Below are 19,866 nucleotides of genomic sequence, written 5' to 3'. Positions count from 1 at the left end.
TATCGTCCGAAATATTTTTGTGAATATGGCACGCACGGGAAGATCCGGTAATCCATTTGTCTGGCACCACAAGCGAACTTAAAGCATCCTTCAGAAAAGCATCCTTGACTCGGGATGCTTCGGTTCAATCGGGGTGCTCCGGTTCCAATTGCAGGAAGGTCACGAGGCAAAGCCGAGGGAGCGGTAAAAGTTGAAATCCGGTGCATTGTCGCTTGTTGGGTCTGAAGCCGGTGCGTTGCCTATGGCAAAACAGCGGCATGTCGAGCTTAAATCTTCATCGTCCGAACCGGAACGCCGTGGTTTGCTTGGGATGGGCGGCCAGTAGTTTGGTCATGACGACAAGCGGGTGCATGCGGGTAACGATCTGTATAGATCATTCATAATACCGAGTGATGATCTGTTGGATTAGATGATCCACAAAATAGATCCGTATAGACCAGTTAACTGTGATCAGTTACAGTTGTAAAGGATTTTAGCCTCAATACAACATCAATACAGTACAAAGGTAATTGAATTAATATATTCATTATGTTAAATAATAGAGGTATGAGGAGTGCAAAAGAGCTGTCCGGCACCGATTTTCGGAAAGCATTGTTCGATCATCGGCTCCTCCGGCTATTTCCCCGGTTGGTAGAGCAGGCTGCTTTGCTCAGGCAGCAGATCCCAAAGGATGAAGCCGGGGAATGATCCGTTGCGCGACATGGCCCCCGGTAGAATCGGCCTTGCATTCGAGCAGCTCACAAGCAGCGTATTTTATCTATATATTCGGCCGTTCCGTACACAGTCCGATATCCGCCCGGGAACAATCAGAAAACCATAGTTATACTCCTTTTCACACAGCCGGTAGGGCCGTTCCGGGCGAGCCTTGATACTCCAGGAATCGGTGCCGCCGACCCCGGCCTGCGCAAGGTCGATATTCACAGTCATTCGATCGGGAGAATACTCCGTTTCGGAGGCATGAGCGGCTTCTTCCAAAGCCTCCGGCGAACAGCGGCGGACGGCAATGCCGAGTGGCTGGCGGCCAATAAACTGCACGCCGCGGCCGGCCGCATTCCGCAAACAGAGCCAACGGACTCCGGTCCGGTTGCCGTTCTCCTGCGGACGGACATACTCGTAGCAGAAATCATCGACACAGCCGTCATACACCGAGACAAAGGCCGAAAGGCAACGGTCGGAATAGTTTTCATGAGGCCCCCGCCCATAGAACGTCATCCGATCATAATCGCCGCGACACTGCGTCTGCATGCCGACGCGAAGCATCTCGGGCAACTGCGGATGCAGATGCCGAAGGGCGTAGCCGACCTCGACAATCCCTCCGCCACCAATCGTATAGGTCAACGTCAGGGACAAGGTGTCGGGAATCGACTTACCGACAGTCACGACCACCCTACCCGACTCTTTCGACACGGTCAAGTCATTGATTTTCATCCATTTTTCGGCATGTTTCCAGAAATCCAGCAGGACATCGGTTTTCCAACCGCGGCGATCGTTGTCGGTCGCCGCACGCCAGAAATCGGGTTTCAATGGACCGCAGATCACCGGGCTCCCGTCGAAGGAACAGGAAGTCAAATAACCGCTCGAACGGTCGATCACAATTTCGGTTGCTCCGGATGTAAACCGTAGACTGTCAGCATATTCACACACCGCTACCCTACCCTGCGGCAGATCGCAGCGCAAAGGATGCAACACACTGATTTTCAACTGATCGAAAGCGACTTCCCAACCCTTTTCGGCATAAGGGCGCTCCTGCGCCTCGTGGGCCGAAAGCCGGAGCCAGTACTCCGCGCCGGGAATTTGTCGGAAAGGCTTGCAAGGCACCGAAACCGCGACACTCTCACCGGCCGCCGTCGGAGGTACGGTCAACGTACCGCATTGAAGCACATGGCTTTCGTCGCGAAGTTCCCACTTGTAGTCGTAAACGTTGGTCGAAGAGAAAAAATTCCGGTTGACAACACGGATTCGCCCCTGTGCCGGGTCTACCGATTCGAACGCGATCGGCTGGAAGACATGCTTACATTCGTACATTGCAGGTTTCACCGTGCGGTCGGGTGCAAGAAGGCCGTTGATGCAGAAATTACCGTCGTGGACCTCTCCCTCCGGTTCGAAATCTCCGCCATAGGCCCAGCAGATACGTCCCGAGGCATCGCGTCGTTCGATTCCCTGGTCGATCCAATCCCAGATATGTCCGCCCAGCAGGCGCCTGTGGCGACGGATAAGCGTCCAATAGTCGTTCAGGCCGCCTGTGGAGTTGCCCATCGAGTGGGCATATTCGCACAACAGCACGGGCCGCGAGATATGGGGCCATTCGGCCAGGAATTCCAGTTCTTCGAGTGTCGGGTACATGCGGCTCAGGATGTCAACATATGCCGGGTCGTCGGGGTTGGCCATCTCGGCGAAACGCGCGGCCGTCTCCCCGGCTGCGACGACTTCACTGGTGGCCACCGCGGCCTGAGAACGGCTTATGGGGCGGTAAAGCGGATGCTCGGGCCGGCCCTGAGCCCCTTCGTAATGGATGAAACGCGTCGGATCGGTATCCTTGGTCCAGGCGGAAACCGCGGCAAAAGCCGGCCCGCAGCCCGATTCGTTGCCCATAGACCATCCGATGACCGAGGGATGGTTCCGGTCGCGCACGACCATGCGCGTGACGCGTTCCAGAAAAGGTGTGATCCAGGCGGGATCGTTGGCCAGCAATCCCCGCACACCGTGCGACTCGACGTTCGCCTCGTCGATGACATACAGTCCGTAGGCATCGCAGAGATCATAGAGGTAGGGGTCGTTGGGATAGTGGCTCGTGCGCACGGAGTTGAAATTATACTGTTTCATCAGCCGGATGTCGGCCTCGATGTCGGCCCGGGAGACCGTTTTACCCGTGCGGGCATTGTGGTCGTGGCGGTTGACACCGTAGAGTTTCACCGGAACGCCGTTAACAAGAAGCTCTTCGCCGCGGATCTCGACCTCGCGGAAACCCACGCGGACGCTCCGGGACTCGACTACCGCGCCCTGTGCATCGCGGAGCGTCAGCACGAGCGTATAGAGGTAGGGAGTTTCGGCCGTCCAGCGGTGCGGGGAGCGAAACAGCCGCTCCATGAGCGGATAGTAGACGTTGTCGCGCTGGGGATACACTTCGGTCACGATGTCTGCGGCAGGAAGAGTCCACGGCGCTTCGAGGCAGGTTTTGCCTGCCGCATCGAAAAGCTCGGCCCCGAGCGTCCAGCCCGTGAGATCCCGCTCGACATCATTACGCAGCGACGGCCGGATTTGCAGCAGGCCGTCCGCATAGTCATTGATCATTCGCGTACGGATCCCGAAATCGCGGATACAGACCCGCGGCGAGGCCATCAGGAAAACTTCGCGGTAGATGCCCGCCATGCGCCAATGGTCGGCATCCTCGAGGTAACTGCCGTCGGCCCATTTGTAGACCTGCACGGCGACGCTGTTACGCCCTTCGCGCAGGAACCGGGTCACGTCGAACTCGGAAGGAAGCGCCGAATCCTCGGCATAACCGACATATTCGCCGTTCACCCAGACGTAATAAGCCGAATAGACTCCTCCGAAATGCAGCGTGACATCCCGGTCGCGCCACGACGCAAGAAGGTCGAATTCGCGGTAGTAACTGCCCACGGGATTATTGCGGCAGATGCGGGGCGGATTGACAGGAAAGGGATAGCGGACGTTGGTATAGTTGGGAAAGCCGTAGCCGTGCATCTCCCAGCAGGAGGGCACGGGAATCGTGTCCTACCCCTCGACGCGGTCGCCGCCACGGAAAAAGTCGCGGGGACGGTCCCCGGCATCCGGATCGAAGCGGAAACGCCACGGTCCGTCGAGAAAAAGGATTGCCGAAGCACTGCGGTCGCCGCAGAGGGCCCGCTGCGGAGTGTCGTAGGAATAGGAGGTCGCACGCATCGGCAGGCGGTTGACGGCATTGACATGCTGATTCTCCCACTCGGCGGGAGCCGAGGCGGAAGCCGCGCCGCAAAACAGCAGGCCCAAGGCCAACAGAGAGCAGAAGGTTTTGGACATAGGTTGGGTCTTAAAACAGGGCGGTCCTACCGAGAACCGCCCTGCGCGTGACTGTTTCAGAAAAAAGCCGGTTATCGGCGGATAATCTCGATCGTCATCCGGTTGAAATTCAGGCGGAGCAGATAGACGCCTTCGGTGAAGGCCGGCCCCGTCGCAAAGTCGCCCGTCTTGTGGCCGTCGCTCGGCTCGATGCCGTCGACAAGGATATTTTCGGGAGACTTGGTGAAGTTATAGGACTGGAATTCACCGCCCCAGCCGCACTGCTGGAAAATCTTGAGGTTGATGTTGGACGAAAGGTAGAGCAGGGCTTCAAACTCTCCGTCGCCGGTCTTCCTGCAGAACGAACGCTGGTGAACGTCGACCGACCAGTTCCAGCCGTTGCCCGACCAGTCGATATCGAGCGAATAGGGCGGCTGCGGGAAACCGAGACCCATGCCCGAGATCCACAGCGCTGCGGGATAGGTCGCACCCCGCTGCTCGACATAAAGGCGCGATTGGGCAAGGTTATAGTAAAGCGTATACTCCCCGTCGAGACCCAGGAATTTCACCTCCGATTCGGAAACCGGCTCGAAGAAATTGGGATCGATCGCCGTAGCGATATCGCCGATGCCCGTGACGGTATAAGTCTGTCCGGAGGCGAGCGGAAGCGTTGCCTCCTGGTAGCCGTTACAGGAGGAGGGTTGCAACTCGGTGTCGCCGAAGACCACGGCCAGGTCGAGCACCGTGCGGAAGCCGACGGCATCGAAATTCATCTTCTTGATGACCGCCGCCGGATGGATCCCGGAAGGAATCCCCGCCGCCGAAGCGTCGGAGACGACCGCCACCCGACCGTCGACGAAGCCCCAGACAGGCGAAGAGTAGTCGATCTTACGGTCGGCGGTGAGTTTTGCGGCGATCTTGTAGGTTTCGAAATAAGGCGCCTTGACCTCCTTCGAATAGAGGTTGCCGGCACTGCGGGGCAGTTCGTAGACATCGCCGTCCCCGGTCACAAGGTAGACCTTGTCGCCCAGGACAGGACGTTTGACCAGTACGTTCTGCGCTTCGGGAAGCGTCACTGAAGCGGTTTTGTGGAGGGAATTGATCACATCGAGCTTCACCGCGGGATAAACGTCTCCGTCCATACCCGAGACAAACGGAACCGTGAACGTATGTTCGACATCGGCTGCGCTTCCCGTCAGGCGGAACTGTTCGGAGACAATCTCGTTGCCGCCCACCGTCACGGTCAGCGTCGCACGGCGCACTTCGTTGTCGGAATCGGTGATGTGCGCCCGAAAACACACGCTGCTTCCGGCCACAACCTCCGCTCCGGAACCGGCGGCGGGCTTGAGCGTCGCCGTGACGACCTCCGGAGCCGATACGACCGGCCACTCGGGCCACATCACATCGGGAACATCCTCGTCCTTACAGGAAATCAGGGTGCAAAACGCCACGAGCACAAGGGGAAACACCCTGCATATATTCCTCAGTTTTCGTTTCATAATTCAGTCAATAGTTAAAAATTAAACGGTTTTTCAAAACCTTTTAAAACTCCATCCACATATAAGACGAACCGGCGGCAAAAACCCACATAAATTTTTATTTTCGCAAAATTTGCGTAATATTGTATTCAAATCGGAGCGGCCGACAGACAATACGGCCCACGCGCAGACACGAAACAAACTCACAAAATGGCGGATATCAACGAGGACGGTGTGTTGTTGTGCAACATGGGCACCGACAGCGACGAGGCGTTTGCCACTCTGTTCCGGAAATACTACAAGGACCTGGTGTTGTTCGCAGGAACGATCCTCCACGAACAGGAGGTGTGCGAGGACATCGTGCAGACCATCTTTCTCAGGTTGTGGGACAATCGCAGCCGGATACGGATCGAGACTTCGCTGAAATCCTACCTCCTGAGCGCCGTGCGCAACAGCTGCATCGAGGAGATCCGCCACCGGAAAATCGTCTCGGCACACCAGCAGGAAACCCTCCGCAGAAGCGTATTAGGCGACCACGATACGTCCCGCTATATCCTCTACTCCGATCTGAACGACCATTTGCAGCAAGCACTGGAGAAACTGCCCCGAAAGATGAGAGAATGCTTCGAAATGAACCGCTTTCAGAACCTCAGGTACCGGGAAATAGCCGAACGGCAGAATGTCTCGGTGCGGACCGTCGAAGTGCGCATCGGCGATGCTCTGAATCTGCTCAGAATCTATCTGGGCGAATTCTATTTCGCAATATACATTATTTTGCTCCCGGGCATGTGGTAAAACCCCGCCAAACCGTCATATATAAGACCAGAGTATATTTTCAAGACCACAAGGACGCATGGACGAACAACAAAACATACTAATAGCCAGATACCTCGCAGGAGATGCCACGGAACAGGAACGCGAAAAGCTCCGAGCCGAACTGGACCGGTCGGAAACGCTGCGCGAAGAATTCCTCCGGCTGAAAAACCTGTGGGAAGCGACCCGTCCGGCTTTCGACCCCCAGCGGATCGACACCGACGCAGCACTGCGCAAAGTGCTGGCAAAACGCACGCAAACGCCGCGGCAGATTGTGCCCCGGACGACATTCGCCGACCGGTTCCGCCGCATTGCCGCCGTGCTGTTCCTCCCGCTGCTGGCCGCCTCGCTGTTCTTCGCGTGGAAGGCGGCGGATCACAGCGGAGAGGCTATTGCCGTCCACGAAGTGACGGCTCCCTACGGAACCATGACAAGCATCGTGCTGCCCGACAGCTCGCGCGCATGGATCAACACGGGAAGTTCACTCGAATACCCCTCCAGTTTCCGCCCCGGCGAGCAACGCACGGTGCGGATGACCGGAGAGGCCTATTTCGAAGTTCACGCCGATGAAAAGCGACCGTTTATCGTCGAAGTCGGCGGCCTGAGCGTCACGGCCAAAGGCACGGCTTTCAATATCAACGCCTACGACATGCTCCGTGAGATCGTCGTGACGCTGGTCAGCGGCAAGGTGGACGTTGCGGCAGGCGGCAAGGAAAACCGACTTCTGCCCGAACAGCAGCTGAGTTATCGTACCGATGGCACGATGCGGATAACCGATACGGACTCGTTCCGGAAGATTTCGTGGAAAGACGGCATTCTCGCCTTCCGCGACGACAGTCTGAACGAGGTTTTCAACCGGCTGGGCCAGATATACCGGGTGCAATTCGAACTCATGGACCCGGAACTGGGCGACTACGTCTACCGCGCAACCTTCCGGGGCGAGACCTTCGACCAGATCCTGCGCCTGCTGGAAATCAGCGCGCCGATTCGTTTCGAGGAACAACCCCAGGTTCAGGAATCGGACAGCGGATTCTCGAAAAAAATCATCCGCGTATACAAAAATCAATGACCGTTTAAAACCAATGAAAACGGGCCAATCGACCGGTTGGCCCGTTTTCTTTCGACGGCATGGCTCCCCCGATCCGGACAGAATGCGAAAAAAGATGTGGGGTTTTGCACGTGGTTCGTCTTATTCATAGCAGCGGTCCTGGAACCGCGAAAAAACCAAACCAAACCAAACCAAACCATTTGTTATTGCAGAAAACCTTTTACCTCATCCATCCACCCAAAAAACCGAATCAATCGAAACAAAACTACAACATCAACCATGAAACACATCCTATTTACGTGCTTCACGTGCATGTGTCTGCTCTGGGTCTGTTCCGCACACGCCCAAAGCAAAACCGTCACGATGAATAAATCGAACGTGCCGCTGACGGACATACTGGATGCAATAGAGACCCAAAGCGGATATCTGTTCCTCTACAACAAGCAGGTGGTCGGGGTCGACAGAACGGCCTCGCTCAACGTCACGAAGGCCCCGCTGGCCGATGCGCTGGAGCAACTTTTCTCCGGAACCGACATCGCCTACACGGTCAAGGGACAGCAGATCGTGCTGACCAGGCGCAAAGCTGCCGCAAAAGAGAGCCGGCAGGATGACGGTGTACAGGGTCGTGTGCTGGACCGGAAGACCAAGGATCCCATCGTCGGGGCAACGGTGATCGTCGAAGGAACCTCCAGGGGAACCACGACCGATTCGCAGGGCCGCTTCCGGATCGAAGGAAGCAAAAGCCTCGTCCTCGGCATCTCCTACATCGGCTACACGCCACAGAGCGTACACGCCGAGGCGGGGACAGAGATCGAGGTATATCTGACCGAAGATGTCAAACTGGTCGACGAAGTGGTTGTCGTGGGCTACGGCACGGTGTCGCGCCGCAATCTGACCACAGCCATCGCACAGGTGAAGCCCGATGAAGTGCCGAAAGCGGCGAACAGCAACATCTCGCAGATGCTGCTGGGACGCGCCGCAGGTCTCCAGGCCACGGTAAACAGTTCGCAGCCCGACGGTAAGGTGAACATCTCGATCCGCGGTGCGGGCAACCCGATCTACATCGTCGACGGCATCGTCATGCCGTCGAACACCATCGGGCTGGGAAGCGCAACAGGACTCCCGAGCAACGTCAACCGCGCCGGTCTGGCGGGACTCAACCCCGCGGACATCGAGTCGGTCGAAGTGCTGAAAGATGCTTCGGCCGCAATCTACGGCATCGGGGCCGCCGACGGCGTGATCCTCATCACGACGAAAAAAGGCTCCGAAGGTGCTCCCAGGATCAGCTACGAAGGCAGCTATACCTTCACGCGCAACTACAAGTACCTCGACGTGCTCAACGCCCAGGAGTACATGAATATCGCAAACGTCTACAGCAAAGAGAATTACCTCTACAACAACAAACAGTATCCCTACGGCGGCCTGGCCTACGACGGACGCTGGACCCCCGTATTCTCGCCCGAAGAGATCGCCGGGGCCACGACGACCGACTGGATCGACTATGTGCTGCGCAGCGGATACTCGACCAATCATAACCTGACGGTGAGCGGCGGCACGAAGCACATCACCTACTACATGGGCGGCAGCTACTTCGACCAAAAAGGAACCGTATCGAATTCGGGAATGACCAAATACACGTTCCGCGGCAACTTAGGGGTGCAGCTGTTTCCGTTCCTGAAACTATCGTCGGCCTTCAACGCCAACCAGAACCATTATACAAACGGCATGGTGGGCGACGACGTCGGCAACCGCGGCAACACGGCCGGAGGTTCGCTCAGCTCGGCTCTTCTCTACCCTTCCTACCTCCCGATCCGGCAGGAGGACGGTTCGTATTCCATTTTCAACAGCGTCCCCAACCCCGCATCGTACGACGATATTCAGGACAAGACCAAACAGAACGACTACATGCTCAACTTCACGGCCGACCTGAATATCTGGAAAAAATACATCACCCTGAAGGGCGTGTACGGCATCAACCAGGAGAACATGCGCCGTGCGACCTATGTGCCGTCGTCGATCTTCTTCGACCGCATGTACAAAGCGCGCGGAAACATCGCATCCGAACGTCGACGCAACCAGACAATGGAGATCATGCTCCAGTTCTCGAAGAAATTCGCCGACATCGTCCAGGTCGACGCCCTGGTCGGAATGGGTAAGTATCTCGAAGACTACGAAGGATATTCGGTCTCGTACGAGGACACCAACGACCTAATCAACGAACACAATATCTCATCGGCCGCCGGAAAAATAACCCCGGCCTCCTACACGGGCAAGAACCAGAAACGTTCGCAGTTCGCCAAGTTGAGCGTCGATGTCCTCGACCGCTACGTGGTTGCCGCAACGCTCCGCCGGGACGGAGCCGACAAGTTTTTCCCCGACAAGAAATATGCGTTGTTTCCCTCGGTATCGGCAGCCTGGAAAATATCCAACGAATCGTTCCTGCGCGACGTCGAATGGATAAGTCTGCTGAAAATCCGCGCCAGTTGGGGCAAATCCGGACAGGACAACCTCGGAAGTTCGCTTTACGGAGTCTACAGGCCCAGCGATTTCAAGGTGACATTCGACGGCAACTCCACCTTCTACATCCCCTACCAGCTGATAAGCGCCAACTATCCCGACGTAAGCTGGCAGAAAACCACGATGAAGAACATCGGTGTCGATTTCTACCTCTTCGACGACCGTCTGTCGGGTAGTTTCGACCTCTACCGCAACGACGTGACAGACCTGCTGGGCAACGCTTCGACATCGCCGCTGGCCATCTTCTCGTCGCGTCCGATCAACGGTGCGCATTTCTACCGCCGCGGCTGGGAGATCGCACTCAACTCGGTCAACCTCAGGGGAAAATTCGAGTGGAGAACCAACCTGACCCTCTCGCGCGTGCAGCAATTCTGGAAAAAACGAATGCCCAACTTCGACTATCAGGCCTATCAGCAGCGCGACAACGAACCCTTGTCCGCCATGTACTACTACAAGATAGACGGCTACATCAACATGGACCGCAGCAACATGCCCGAATCGCAGAAATCGCTTCAGGCCGCAGCCCAGATGCCCGGATGCCCCATCATCGACGACAAAAACGGAGACGGCATCATCGACATCAACGACATCCACATGCGCAACACCGCGCCCGACCTCTACATGGGATTCGGAAACACATTCATATACAAGAATTTCGACCTCGACATCTTCATGTACGGACAGTTCGGCGCCTACAAGTACAACATGGCGCTGAGCGCAGCACAGGCCGGACCCCTGGCCAATACCCCCGCGCCCAATACCAACAAGTACGCTTACCGGCTCTGGAACTCGCAGATCAACCCCAACGGAACCCGTCCGGGTATCGCCTACAGCAAGATGGGAGCACTCCCCGGCGGCTGCGGCGTGAATGCCGACATGGAGAGCGCCTCGTTCATGCGCATCCGCAACATCACGCTCGGCTACACCATCCAGGGCAAAGTGTTCGGCCCGGTCCAGAAGTACATCAAGAGCATCCGCGTCTATTTCGACGTGCAGAACCCATTCGTAATCACCAAGTACACGGGTTTCGACCCCGAAATATACACGGGGCACAACGAAGCCCGCGGACAGTTCCCGCAGGTGCGCTCGTTCTCGCTCGGCGCTAAAATCAACTTCTAAACACACCCTAAAACGACACATCAAAAATGAAACGTCTGAAAATATGCGCCTGGGCGGCTGCGGCGCTCATCACACTGAGCGGCTGCGAAGGCAATTTCGATCCCGAAATCTACGGAAGCCTCTTTCCGGGGAACTTTCCGTCGACGGAGGCCGAGTACGAAAGCTACGCCATGACCTGCTACCTGCCGTTTACCAACACCTGGACCTATTATATCGGTGACAGCGGCACGCAGCACAGTTTCTACATCCCCGAAGGCGGCATCATCCGCATGTTCGACTCGCCGTCGGACGCCATGGTGCCTTGGCAGGTCGGCGGATTCGGCGAGTGGGCCGAGCTCTCGAAGGCCAACTTCAACAACACCTACTACTACCAGCGCGGCTGGGTGGGTGAGAACAACCCCTGCCACATCGGCAAACTCTCGCAGATCACACGCTTCACCGAGATCATCAGCCAGCTGGAGAAGGCCAGCGCCGAGATTCTGTCGGAGAGCAAGCGCAAGCAACTGCTCGGCGAAGTACACATCTGCCGCGGCCTGATGATGTACTATCTGCTCCACATCTACGGTCCGGTTCCGGTCGTGCTGAATCCCGACGACGTGATCAACGACGCGGCTCTGGAGAACCTCGTGCGCCCGACACTCGACGAAATGTGCGGATGGATCACCGCGGACTTTGAGGAGGCGATCCAAAAACTGCCCGAGACCGTCTCGGAGCAGGGACGCTACACGGCCGACTATGCGCGTTTTTGCCTGATGAAGCACTGTCTGAACGAAGGTTCGCACATGCCGGATTACTACAAGCGCGCCCTGGAGATGTACGACGAACTCAATACGGGCAAATACGACCTTTTCAGGCAGGGGACAAATCCATTCAAAGAGATGTTCTATGCCAAAAACGACTTCTCGTGCGAGATTATCATGGCGCTGAGCTGCGCTCCGGGAGCCGACGGCAGCAACCAGAACGGCAACTTCTTCCCGCTCATGATGCTCGCAACGCCGAGTGATGCGTCGAAAAAGAACGGCGACGGATCGCCCAGTCCCTTCGCCAATCAGGGCGGCGGCTGGATGCGAACTCCGTTCAATGTCGCTCCCAGGCTCTATGACAGCTACGACGAAAAAGACCTGCGCCGGGAGGTAATCGTCACTGAATACTGGATCAAGGCCGATCCGAGCGACAGCGGAACTCCTACCCAAAAACGCGGAAAAGAGGATCTCGGGATTTCGTGGGACGGATACATCATCAACAAATTCCCGATCGAGAATCCCAACGGATTCCAGGCCAACGACGTGCCGCTGGCCCGCTGGGCCGACGTCCTGCTGATGATGGCCGAAGCGGACGTGCGTCAGAGCAACGTAGCGCCTTCGGCAGCTGCCGTGCAGGCGGTGAACGACGTGCGCAGCCGCGCCGGACTGGACGGACTGAGTGCCGAGCAGACCGCATCGAAAGATGCGTTCCTCGATGCCATACTCGAAGAACGCGGCAAGGAGTTCCTCTACGAAGGCATGCGCAAGATCGATCTGATTCGCTTCAACAGGTATGCGCAGGAGTGCTACAAGACCAAGAAGCTCAAGCCCACGCACCAATACATCCCCCTGCCGAACTACATCGTCGAACAGGCCAAGAACTACGGCAAGACGCTCGAACAGACCTACTCCCGTCCGGGCTGGGAGGCAGACCTCGGCGCCGCAAGATAAATTCAAAACCCCAAACCGAAAACAAAGCAATGAAAAACATAATATATATCGCTACAGTACTGTTGCTCAACCTGGTCGGATGCTGCGGATGCGACAGTGAATCGGAAAATGCACCCATCCCCGGCACGCAGACCGAGGGAGGATACCTCTTCGCACACATGAAAGATTCGGACTACGGAGGGATCTACTACTACATCAGCAAGGACGCCCGGCAATGGACTGTCCTGAACGACGACAAGACGATCGAACCCCGTTACAGCGGCCATCCCGACATCATCAAGGGTGCCGACGGACGCTATCGCATGATCGGCGTGACGCGCACGCTACCCAAATCGCTCGTACTGTGGGTTTCCTCGGATCTGGTGACATGGCAGACCGAAGGCGCGATTCCCGATGCGGCCATCATGGACACTCCGGGATACCATCCCGACGGCTGGTACAGCGCCCCGAAACTCTTCTACGACACGGATTCGGACAAATACCTGATCACGTGGCACGCTTCGCGCAACGAAGTGGCCGAGGGTTCGGATCGGTGGTGGAGCGAGATGCGCACGTTCTACATGACAACGGCCGATTTCAAGACATACAGCAAACCCGCACGGCTGTTCGACTTCAAAAGTGAGGAGTTCAAGGATGCGGCGACGATCGATGCCATCATCCGCAAGATCGGAGACTCGTACTACGCCGTTTTCAAGGACGAGCGTTCGAACGACATCGCTCCCACAGGTAAAACCGTGCTGATCAGCAAGTCGGCGACCCTGACGGGGCCTTACAGCGAGCCGATCAGCGTCGTGACCCCGAAAACCGAAGCCGGGAAAACCAACAACTGGCACGAAGCGCCGACGATCGTCGAGCAGCCCGACGGAAAAGGATGGTACATCTTCGCGGAGCGCTACCCGACCGAATACGTCCGATTCGAAGCCCCGGACATCGAATCGCCGACATGGAGCCAGTATGTCATCGGCATCCCGAACGCCCGCCACGGCGTGATGGTCCGCATCACCGACGAACAATATGATGCAATCACGGCAAAATACGGCTTCTGACACCTATTTCTACGGCCTGTGAGGCAACACCCACGGGCCGTTTTTCAACCACCCAAAATTCTTAATCCATGAAACCGACAAAACACCTGGTGACCTTGGCCCTGTGTCTTCTGACGACCTTGAGCACAGAGGCTGCACCCCGAAAATTCACCCTTCAGTCTCCCTCCGGAACACTTCGCGTCGAGGTGGCGGCTGCGGACAGCCTAACCTACCGCCTCTACCACGGGGACGACCTGATGCTCGGCGACTCGCCGCTGTCGCTGACCCTCGGCGACGGCCGTGTGCTGGGCGCCGGAGACCGTCTTTCAGGCACGTCGCGGCACAGCACCGATGAAAAAATCGCCACGCCCATTTACCGCAAACAGTCGATCGAGGACAAGTACAACGAACTGACTCTCCGGTTCAAAGGATACAACGTCATTTTCCGTGCCTACGACGCGGGCATGGCCTATCGGTTCGAAACGACCGGACGCAAACCCTTCACCGTGGTCAGCGAACGGGCCACTTTCCGGTTCCCGACCGACCCCAAGGCCTACATCCCCTATGTACGGGGCGAGCGCGGCACAGCGACTACCGAAATTCAGTTCTGGAACTCGTTCGAAAACAAATACGTGTATTCGGAGTTGTCGTCCTGGCGCGACGGCGTGCTGGCCTTTCTGCCCATACTGGTCGAAGGTGAAGGCGGCAAAAAACTCTGCATCACGGAGGCCGACCTGCTCGACTATCCCGGCATGTACCTCGCACCCGAAAGTCCGGGCACGTCGCTTCGGGGCGTATTCGCACCCTATCCCGCCAAAATCGTCCCGGGAGGACACAATGGGCTGGAAGAAATCGTCGAGGAGCGCGAGTCGTACATCGCCCGATTCGATGGTCCGGCGCGCCTCCCGTGGCGCGTGGTCATCGTGGCCGCCGAGGATGCCGAACTGGCCGACAACGACCTGGTATACGCACTCGCCACACCCGCAGAAGGCGACTTTTCGTGGGTGAAGCCCGGCAAAGTGGCCTGGGACTGGTGGAACGACTGGAACCTATACGGCGTCGATTTCAAGACCGGCGTAAACAACGATACCTATAAATATTACATCGACTTCGCCGCCGAACACGGCATCGAATATGTCATCCTCGACGAAGGCTGGACGAAACTCTACACGGCGGACCTGATGCAGGTCGTTCCCGAGATCGACATGCCGATGCTCGTGGACTATGCCGCATCGAAAAATGTCGGCATCATCCTCTGGGCCGGATACAACGCCCTGAATCGCGACATCGAAGGCGTGTGCAAGCACTACGCCGCAATGGGTGTCAAAGGATTCAAGGTCGACTTCATGAACCGAGACGACCAGCAGATGGTGGACTTCCACCACCAAGCCGCACAGATCGCCGCCCGCTACGGGCTGATGCTCGACTTCCACGGAACTTACAAACCCGCAGGATTGCAGCGCACATTCCCCAACGTCATCAACTTCGAGGCCGTGGACGGGCTGGAGCAACTCAAGTGGGCCAACGAGATCGACCAGGTGACCTACGAAGTACAGCTCCCCTTCATCCGCCAGGTAGCAGGCCCCATGGACTACACGCAGGGAGCCATGCGCAACGCTTCGAAATCGACCTACCGTGCCGTCTACTCCGAGCCGATGAGCCAGGGAACGCGTTGCCGCCAGCTGGCGCAGTACGTGGTTTTCGAATCGCCGCTCAACATGCTCTGCGACAGTCCCTCGAACTACCGCAGCGAGCAGGAATGCCTCGCATTCATGACCGGGATTCCCACCGTCTGGGACGAAACCCGCATCCTCACGGGCCACATCGGCGAATACATCGCCACGGCACGCCGCAGCGGAGAAACCTGGTATGTGGGAGCAATGACCGACTGGAATGCCCGCGAACTGACTCTGGACCTCACATTCCTGGGCGAAGGCGATTTCAAGGCGGAATGTTACACCGACGGGCCAAATGCCGACCGTGCGGCCCGCGACTACCGGAAGCATGAGGAGACGGTTCCGGCCGACCGGAAAATCAGCGTCCGAATGGCTCCGGGCGGAGGATTTGCAGCCAAAATCACCCCGATGCGATGAAGGCGGCAAGACTATGGCGCCTTACCGCCCTGCTGGCTGTCATGGCATGGGGCGGATGTACCGCTCCGGCCCGATATGACGACACCGACCGCAAAGTGGATTCGCTCCTGAAGCAAATGACACTCGACGAAAAGATCGGCCAGATGTCGCAGTTCTCCTGCAACTGGGACGTTACGGGGGCCATCATGCCCGACGATTATCGGGAATACCTCCGCAAAGGCATGGTCGGTTCGATCCTGAACGGCTACACCGTGGCGGGACTCCGCCCGCTGCAAAGCGAAGCGCTCGAGCATTCGCGGCTGAAAATACCGCTCTTGTTCGGCTACGACGTTGTGCACGGCTACCGCACGATCTTCCCGATTCCGCTCGGCGAAAGTTGTACATGGGACCTCGAACTGATGCGCCAGAGCGCAGCCATCGCAGCCGAAGAGGCTGCCGCCGGAGGCATCAACTGGACGTTTGCACCGATGGTGGACATCACGCGCGATCCCCGCTGGGGCCGCGTAATGGAGGGTGCCGGGGAGGATCCCTATCTGGGGTCGCTGATCGCCCGGGCACGTGTCGAAGGATTTCAGGGCGACGACCTGGCCAGTCCCAAAACCGTGCTGGCCTGCACGAAGCATTTCGCCGCATACGGAGCCGCAGAGGCGGGCCGCGACTACAACACCACGGATCTGTCGGAGCATACGCTGCGCGAAATCTACCTGCCGCCGTTCCGGGCGACGGTCGAAGCCGGCGTCGGATCGTTCATGGCTGCGTTCAACGAGCTCGGAGGCATTCCGGCAACGGCGAACCGTCATCTGATGACCGACATCCTGCGCGGTGAATGGGGGTTCGGAGGGATTCTCGTATCGGACTACACGGGCATCAACGAACTGATTCCGCACGGAATTGCCGCGGATGAAAAGGAGGCCGGAGAGAAGGCTCTGAATGCCGGGATCGATATGGACATGACGGGGGCCGTCTATCTGAAAAACCTCCGGCGTTCGCTCGACGAAGGAAGCGTGAGCCTCCGGCAAATCGACAACGCCGTACGCCGCATCCTGCGCCAGAAATTTCTGCTGGGGCTGTTCGACGATCCCTATCGCTATCTGGACAGTCTGCGGGAACGCCAAACCCTCGGCAAGCCCGAATTTCGCGCCAAGGCCCGGGAGATTGCCGCACGGTCGATCGTGCTGCTCAAGAACGACGCCGGCGTGTTGCCGCTTGAGCCCGACAGTCGGATGACCGTGGCGCTGGTGGGGCCGATGGTGCGCGAACGCACCAGTCTGAACGGCGCATGGGCCGGAAGCGGCGTGCGCGAGGAGAGTGTGACGCTGTTGGAAGGAGTGACGAAACGTTACGTTGGGACCGGCATACGTTTTATCACGGCCGCGGGATGCGACCTGGAGACCGACGACAGGAGCGGGTTTGCCGAGGCCGTAGCGGCCGCGCGGCAGGCCGACATCGTAGTGGCGGCCATGGGCGAACACTACAACTGGTCGGGCGAAACGGCATCGCGCAGCGACATCACCCTGCCGGGTGCACAACGCGACCTGCTCCGGGCCCTGGAGGCCACAGGCAAGCCGGTGATCCTCGTGGTGCTGAGCGGCAGGCCGTTAGATTTGAGTTGGGAGGATGCACACCTCGAGGCAATTATCGAAGCGTGGTATCCGGGGACGACAGCGGGCGACGCCATTGCCGACGTGCTGTCGGGCGACTACAATCCTTCGGGCAAGCTGACGATGAGCTTCCCGCGCAGCGTGGGGCAGATTCCGGTCTACTACAACCACAAGAACACGGGACGCCCCGCAGCTGCCGGACAGACCGGGCGATGCTATCGTTCGAATTACCTCGATATCGTGAATGAGCCGCTCTACGCCTTCGGACACGGGCTGAGTTACACGACATTCGAAATTTCGGAACCCGTACTCGACCGCGACACGTTTTCGAAAGGAGGCCGGATCACGGCCTCGGCCCAAGTGCGCAACACGGGCGGGCGCGACGGCGAGGTAGTCGTCCAACTCTACATACGCGATGTGGCGGCCAGCGTAACGCGTCCGGTCAAAGAACTGAAAGGATTTCGGAAAATCGCCCTCCGAAAAGGTGAGGTGCAGACCGTAAGGTTTGAGATCGGCGAGCCGGAGATCGCTTTCCTGAATGCCGACTTCGTACGGCGGCCCGAGGCGGGCGAATTCCGCCTGTGGATCGCCCAGAGTTCGGACGATGATGCCCGTCCGGCGACGTTCCGCTACGAATAGCAGCCCCATTCCGCCGCAGAGCTCCCTGCAAACGGACGGTTTGCAGGGAGCTCTTTTGTGGGGTCCATCTGTTTTTCCGCAAAAAACACTACCTTTGCACCTGTAATTCGGGACACAGGCTCCCGAAACAACAACGACAAACAGATGATTATCAGCCATGTATAAATTAGCAACATACCTACTCGCGGCCCTGCTGCTCGCGGCATGCACGCCGAAACAGCCCGCCGGGGAAAATACGCTTTACGTCTCGATACCTCCGCTGCGCAGCATCGTGGAAGGGATTGTCGGCAACGATTTCAAAATCGAGGTGCTCGTGCCGCCCGGAGCAAGTCCCGAGACGTTCGAACCGACGCCCCGGCAGTTTGTGGCGCTGAACAGGGCGCAGCTCATCTTCAATGTGGGATTGATCGACTTCGAAACCTCACTGCTGGGCAAGGTCGGCGATCAGGCGAAAGTCGTAGACCTGAGCCGCGGAATCGAGCTGATCGCAGGTTCCTGCTCGCACGCCCACCACGGCGCCGGTCAGGAGCATGCTCGCGGTGTGGATCCCCACGTCTGGACCTCGCCCAAGGCCCTGCAAACGATGGCCGCAAATGCCTATAAGGCGATCCGCAGCGCCTATCCCGATTCGGTGCAATACGAGGCCGGATACAACCGGCTGCAGAAGACACTGCAGGAGCTGGACACACGCACGGCGGAGAAGATAGCCCGGAGCGGTGTGAAGAGTTTCATCGTCTACCACCCCGCACTTACCTACTACGCCCGCGATTACGGATTGCGGCAGGTAGCCATCGAGGCCGACGGCAAGGATCCTTCGGCCAAGCAGCTGACGGCGATTATCCGGCAGGCTCGCGAGGAGGGAGTGCGGCGGATTTTCTACCAGAACCAGTTCCCGGCATCGACCGTGGAGACCATTGCCCGCGACATCGACGCCGAGTGTGTGGAGATCGACCCGCTGGACGAAGACACCATCGGAGCCATCGACGCAATGACCGATTTAATCACGACAAAATGAATCTGGTAACTCTGCGCGACGTAAGTGTCGCATACGACGGCTACGAGGCCCTGCGCCACGTCGACCTGGAGATTGGCGACCACGATTTCCTGGGGGTCATAGGGCCCAACGGAGGCGGAAAAACCACACTCGTGAAGGCCATTTTGGGAACCGTCCCCCACACGGGAGAGCTGACGCTCGCTCCGGAGCTGTTCCGCGGAAAGGAACGGCTGATCGGCTACATGCCGCAGATTTCGGACTTCGACCGCGCATTCCCGATCTCGATCCTCGAGGTGGTCCTGTCGGGATTGCAGGGCCGGCGCGGATTCTGCTCCCGATACACGAAGGAGGACCGTACACGGGCCATGGAACTGCTTGACGCGTCAGGAATTGCCGAGACAGCCCGCTGCCCCGTCGGCGAGGTGTCGGGCGGGCAGATGCAGCGGGCACTGCTGGCCCGGGCCGTGATCTCTGAGCCGAAGCTGCTGATTCTGGACGAACCCGCAAATTTCGTGGACAACAAATTCGAGAAGGAGCTCTACCGCACGCTGCACGACCTGAACGACCGCATGGCGATCGTCATGGTGTCGCACGACATCGGCACGATAACCAGCGTCGTGAAAGAGATCGTCTGCGTCAACCGGCAGGTACATCGCCACCGTTCGAACATCCTGACCGAGGAACAGTTGCGCAACTACGACTGTCCGATTCAACTGCTGTCGCACGGACACATCCCCCACACCGTGCTGGAACACCACCCCGGCGACTGCTGCCGTGACCACGAATAAAACGAACGGAGCGCCCCGCATGAGGCGCTCCGCTGTTTTGCATCGAAAGGGACTACCC

At 58.1% G+C, this 19,866-nt stretch carries 12 protein-coding genes; 9 read left to right on the top strand and 3 right to left on the bottom strand.

The genetic code is table 11. The annotated features are described in order from the left end of the window. Nucleotides 1–753 precede the first annotated feature (753 nt). The 3 genes from QZ460_RS08475 to QZ460_RS08465 form a co-directional block, all read right to left on the bottom strand. On the bottom strand, nt 754–3,723 hold the full coding sequence (locus tag QZ460_RS08475; protein WP_290541143.1) for a glycoside hydrolase family 2 TIM barrel-domain containing protein: 2,970 nt from the start codon (nt 3,721–3,723) through the stop codon (nt 754–756). Nucleotides 3,724–3,735: 12 nt separating this feature from the next. Then, complete coding sequence (locus QZ460_RS08470) at nt 3,736–4,020, bottom strand: hypothetical protein (protein WP_290541142.1); 285 nt, start codon at nt 4,018–4,020, stop codon at nt 3,736–3,738. A gap of 71 nt (nt 4,021–4,091) precedes the next feature. Next, nucleotides 4,092–5,498 (bottom strand): hypothetical protein, encoded by a 1,407-nt coding sequence (locus QZ460_RS08465; RefSeq protein ID WP_290541141.1) that lies wholly within the window; start codon nt 5,496–5,498, stop codon nt 4,092–4,094. Nucleotides 5,499–5,687: 189 nt separating this feature from the next. On the opposite strand from QZ460_RS08465, the gene QZ460_RS08460 reads away from it, so the two are divergent. From QZ460_RS08460 to QZ460_RS08420, 9 genes are all read left to right on the top strand, one after another. Continuing rightward, a complete protein-coding gene (locus tag QZ460_RS08460) occupies nt 5,688–6,272 on the top strand; it encodes an RNA polymerase sigma-70 factor (protein ID WP_290541140.1) in 585 nt (194 codons plus the stop codon). A gap of 58 nt (nt 6,273–6,330) precedes the next feature. Further along, nucleotides 6,331–7,359, top strand: a complete 1,029-nt coding sequence (locus QZ460_RS08455) for a FecR domain-containing protein (RefSeq protein WP_290541139.1) — start codon at nt 6,331–6,333, stop codon at nt 7,357–7,359. Between the two features lie 258 nt (nt 7,360–7,617). Then, on the top strand, nt 7,618–10,974 hold the full coding sequence (locus QZ460_RS08450; protein ID WP_290541138.1) for a SusC/RagA family TonB-linked outer membrane protein: 3,357 nt from the start codon (nt 7,618–7,620) through the stop codon (nt 10,972–10,974). Nucleotides 10,975–11,000: 26 nt separating this feature from the next. Beyond that, complete coding sequence (locus tag QZ460_RS08445; RefSeq protein ID WP_290541137.1) at nt 11,001–12,668, top strand: RagB/SusD family nutrient uptake outer membrane protein; 1,668 nt, start codon at nt 11,001–11,003, stop codon at nt 12,666–12,668. Nucleotides 12,669–12,697: 29 nt separating this feature from the next. Next, nucleotides 12,698–13,714, top strand: a complete 1,017-nt coding sequence (locus tag QZ460_RS08440; RefSeq protein ID WP_290541136.1) for a hypothetical protein — start codon at nt 12,698–12,700, stop codon at nt 13,712–13,714. A 68-nt stretch (nt 13,715–13,782) separates the two neighbouring features. Beyond that, the gene (locus QZ460_RS08435) at nt 13,783–15,786 is read left to right on the top strand and encodes a glycoside hydrolase family 97 protein (RefSeq protein ID WP_290541135.1); all 2,004 of its coding nucleotides are present in this window, start codon (nt 13,783–13,785) and stop codon (nt 15,784–15,786) included. A gap of 41 nt (nt 15,787–15,827) precedes the next feature. Continuing rightward, nucleotides 15,828–18,026, top strand: a complete 2,199-nt coding sequence (gene bglX, locus QZ460_RS08430) for a beta-glucosidase BglX (RefSeq protein WP_366935005.1) — start codon at nt 15,828–15,830, stop codon at nt 18,024–18,026. Nucleotides 18,027–18,183: 157 nt separating this feature from the next. Then, nucleotides 18,184–19,041, top strand: coding sequence for a zinc ABC transporter substrate-binding protein (locus QZ460_RS08425; protein ID WP_290541133.1), 858 nt, complete (start codon nt 18,184–18,186; stop codon nt 19,039–19,041). After that, nucleotides 19,038–19,808, top strand: a complete 771-nt coding sequence (locus QZ460_RS08420) for an ABC transporter ATP-binding protein (RefSeq protein WP_290541132.1) — start codon at nt 19,038–19,040, stop codon at nt 19,806–19,808. The genes QZ460_RS08425 and QZ460_RS08420 overlap by 4 nt, the downstream gene beginning before the upstream one ends. The last annotated feature ends 58 nt before the right edge of the window (nt 19,809–19,866 follow it).

The sequence above is a fragment of the Alistipes sp. genome (assembly GCF_020026455.1).
Taxonomy (GTDB): domain Bacteria; phylum Bacteroidota; class Bacteroidia; order Bacteroidales; family Rikenellaceae; genus Alistipes.
Note: the sequence above shows the minus strand (reverse complement) of the source record. Positions and strands in the feature narration are given on the sequence as shown.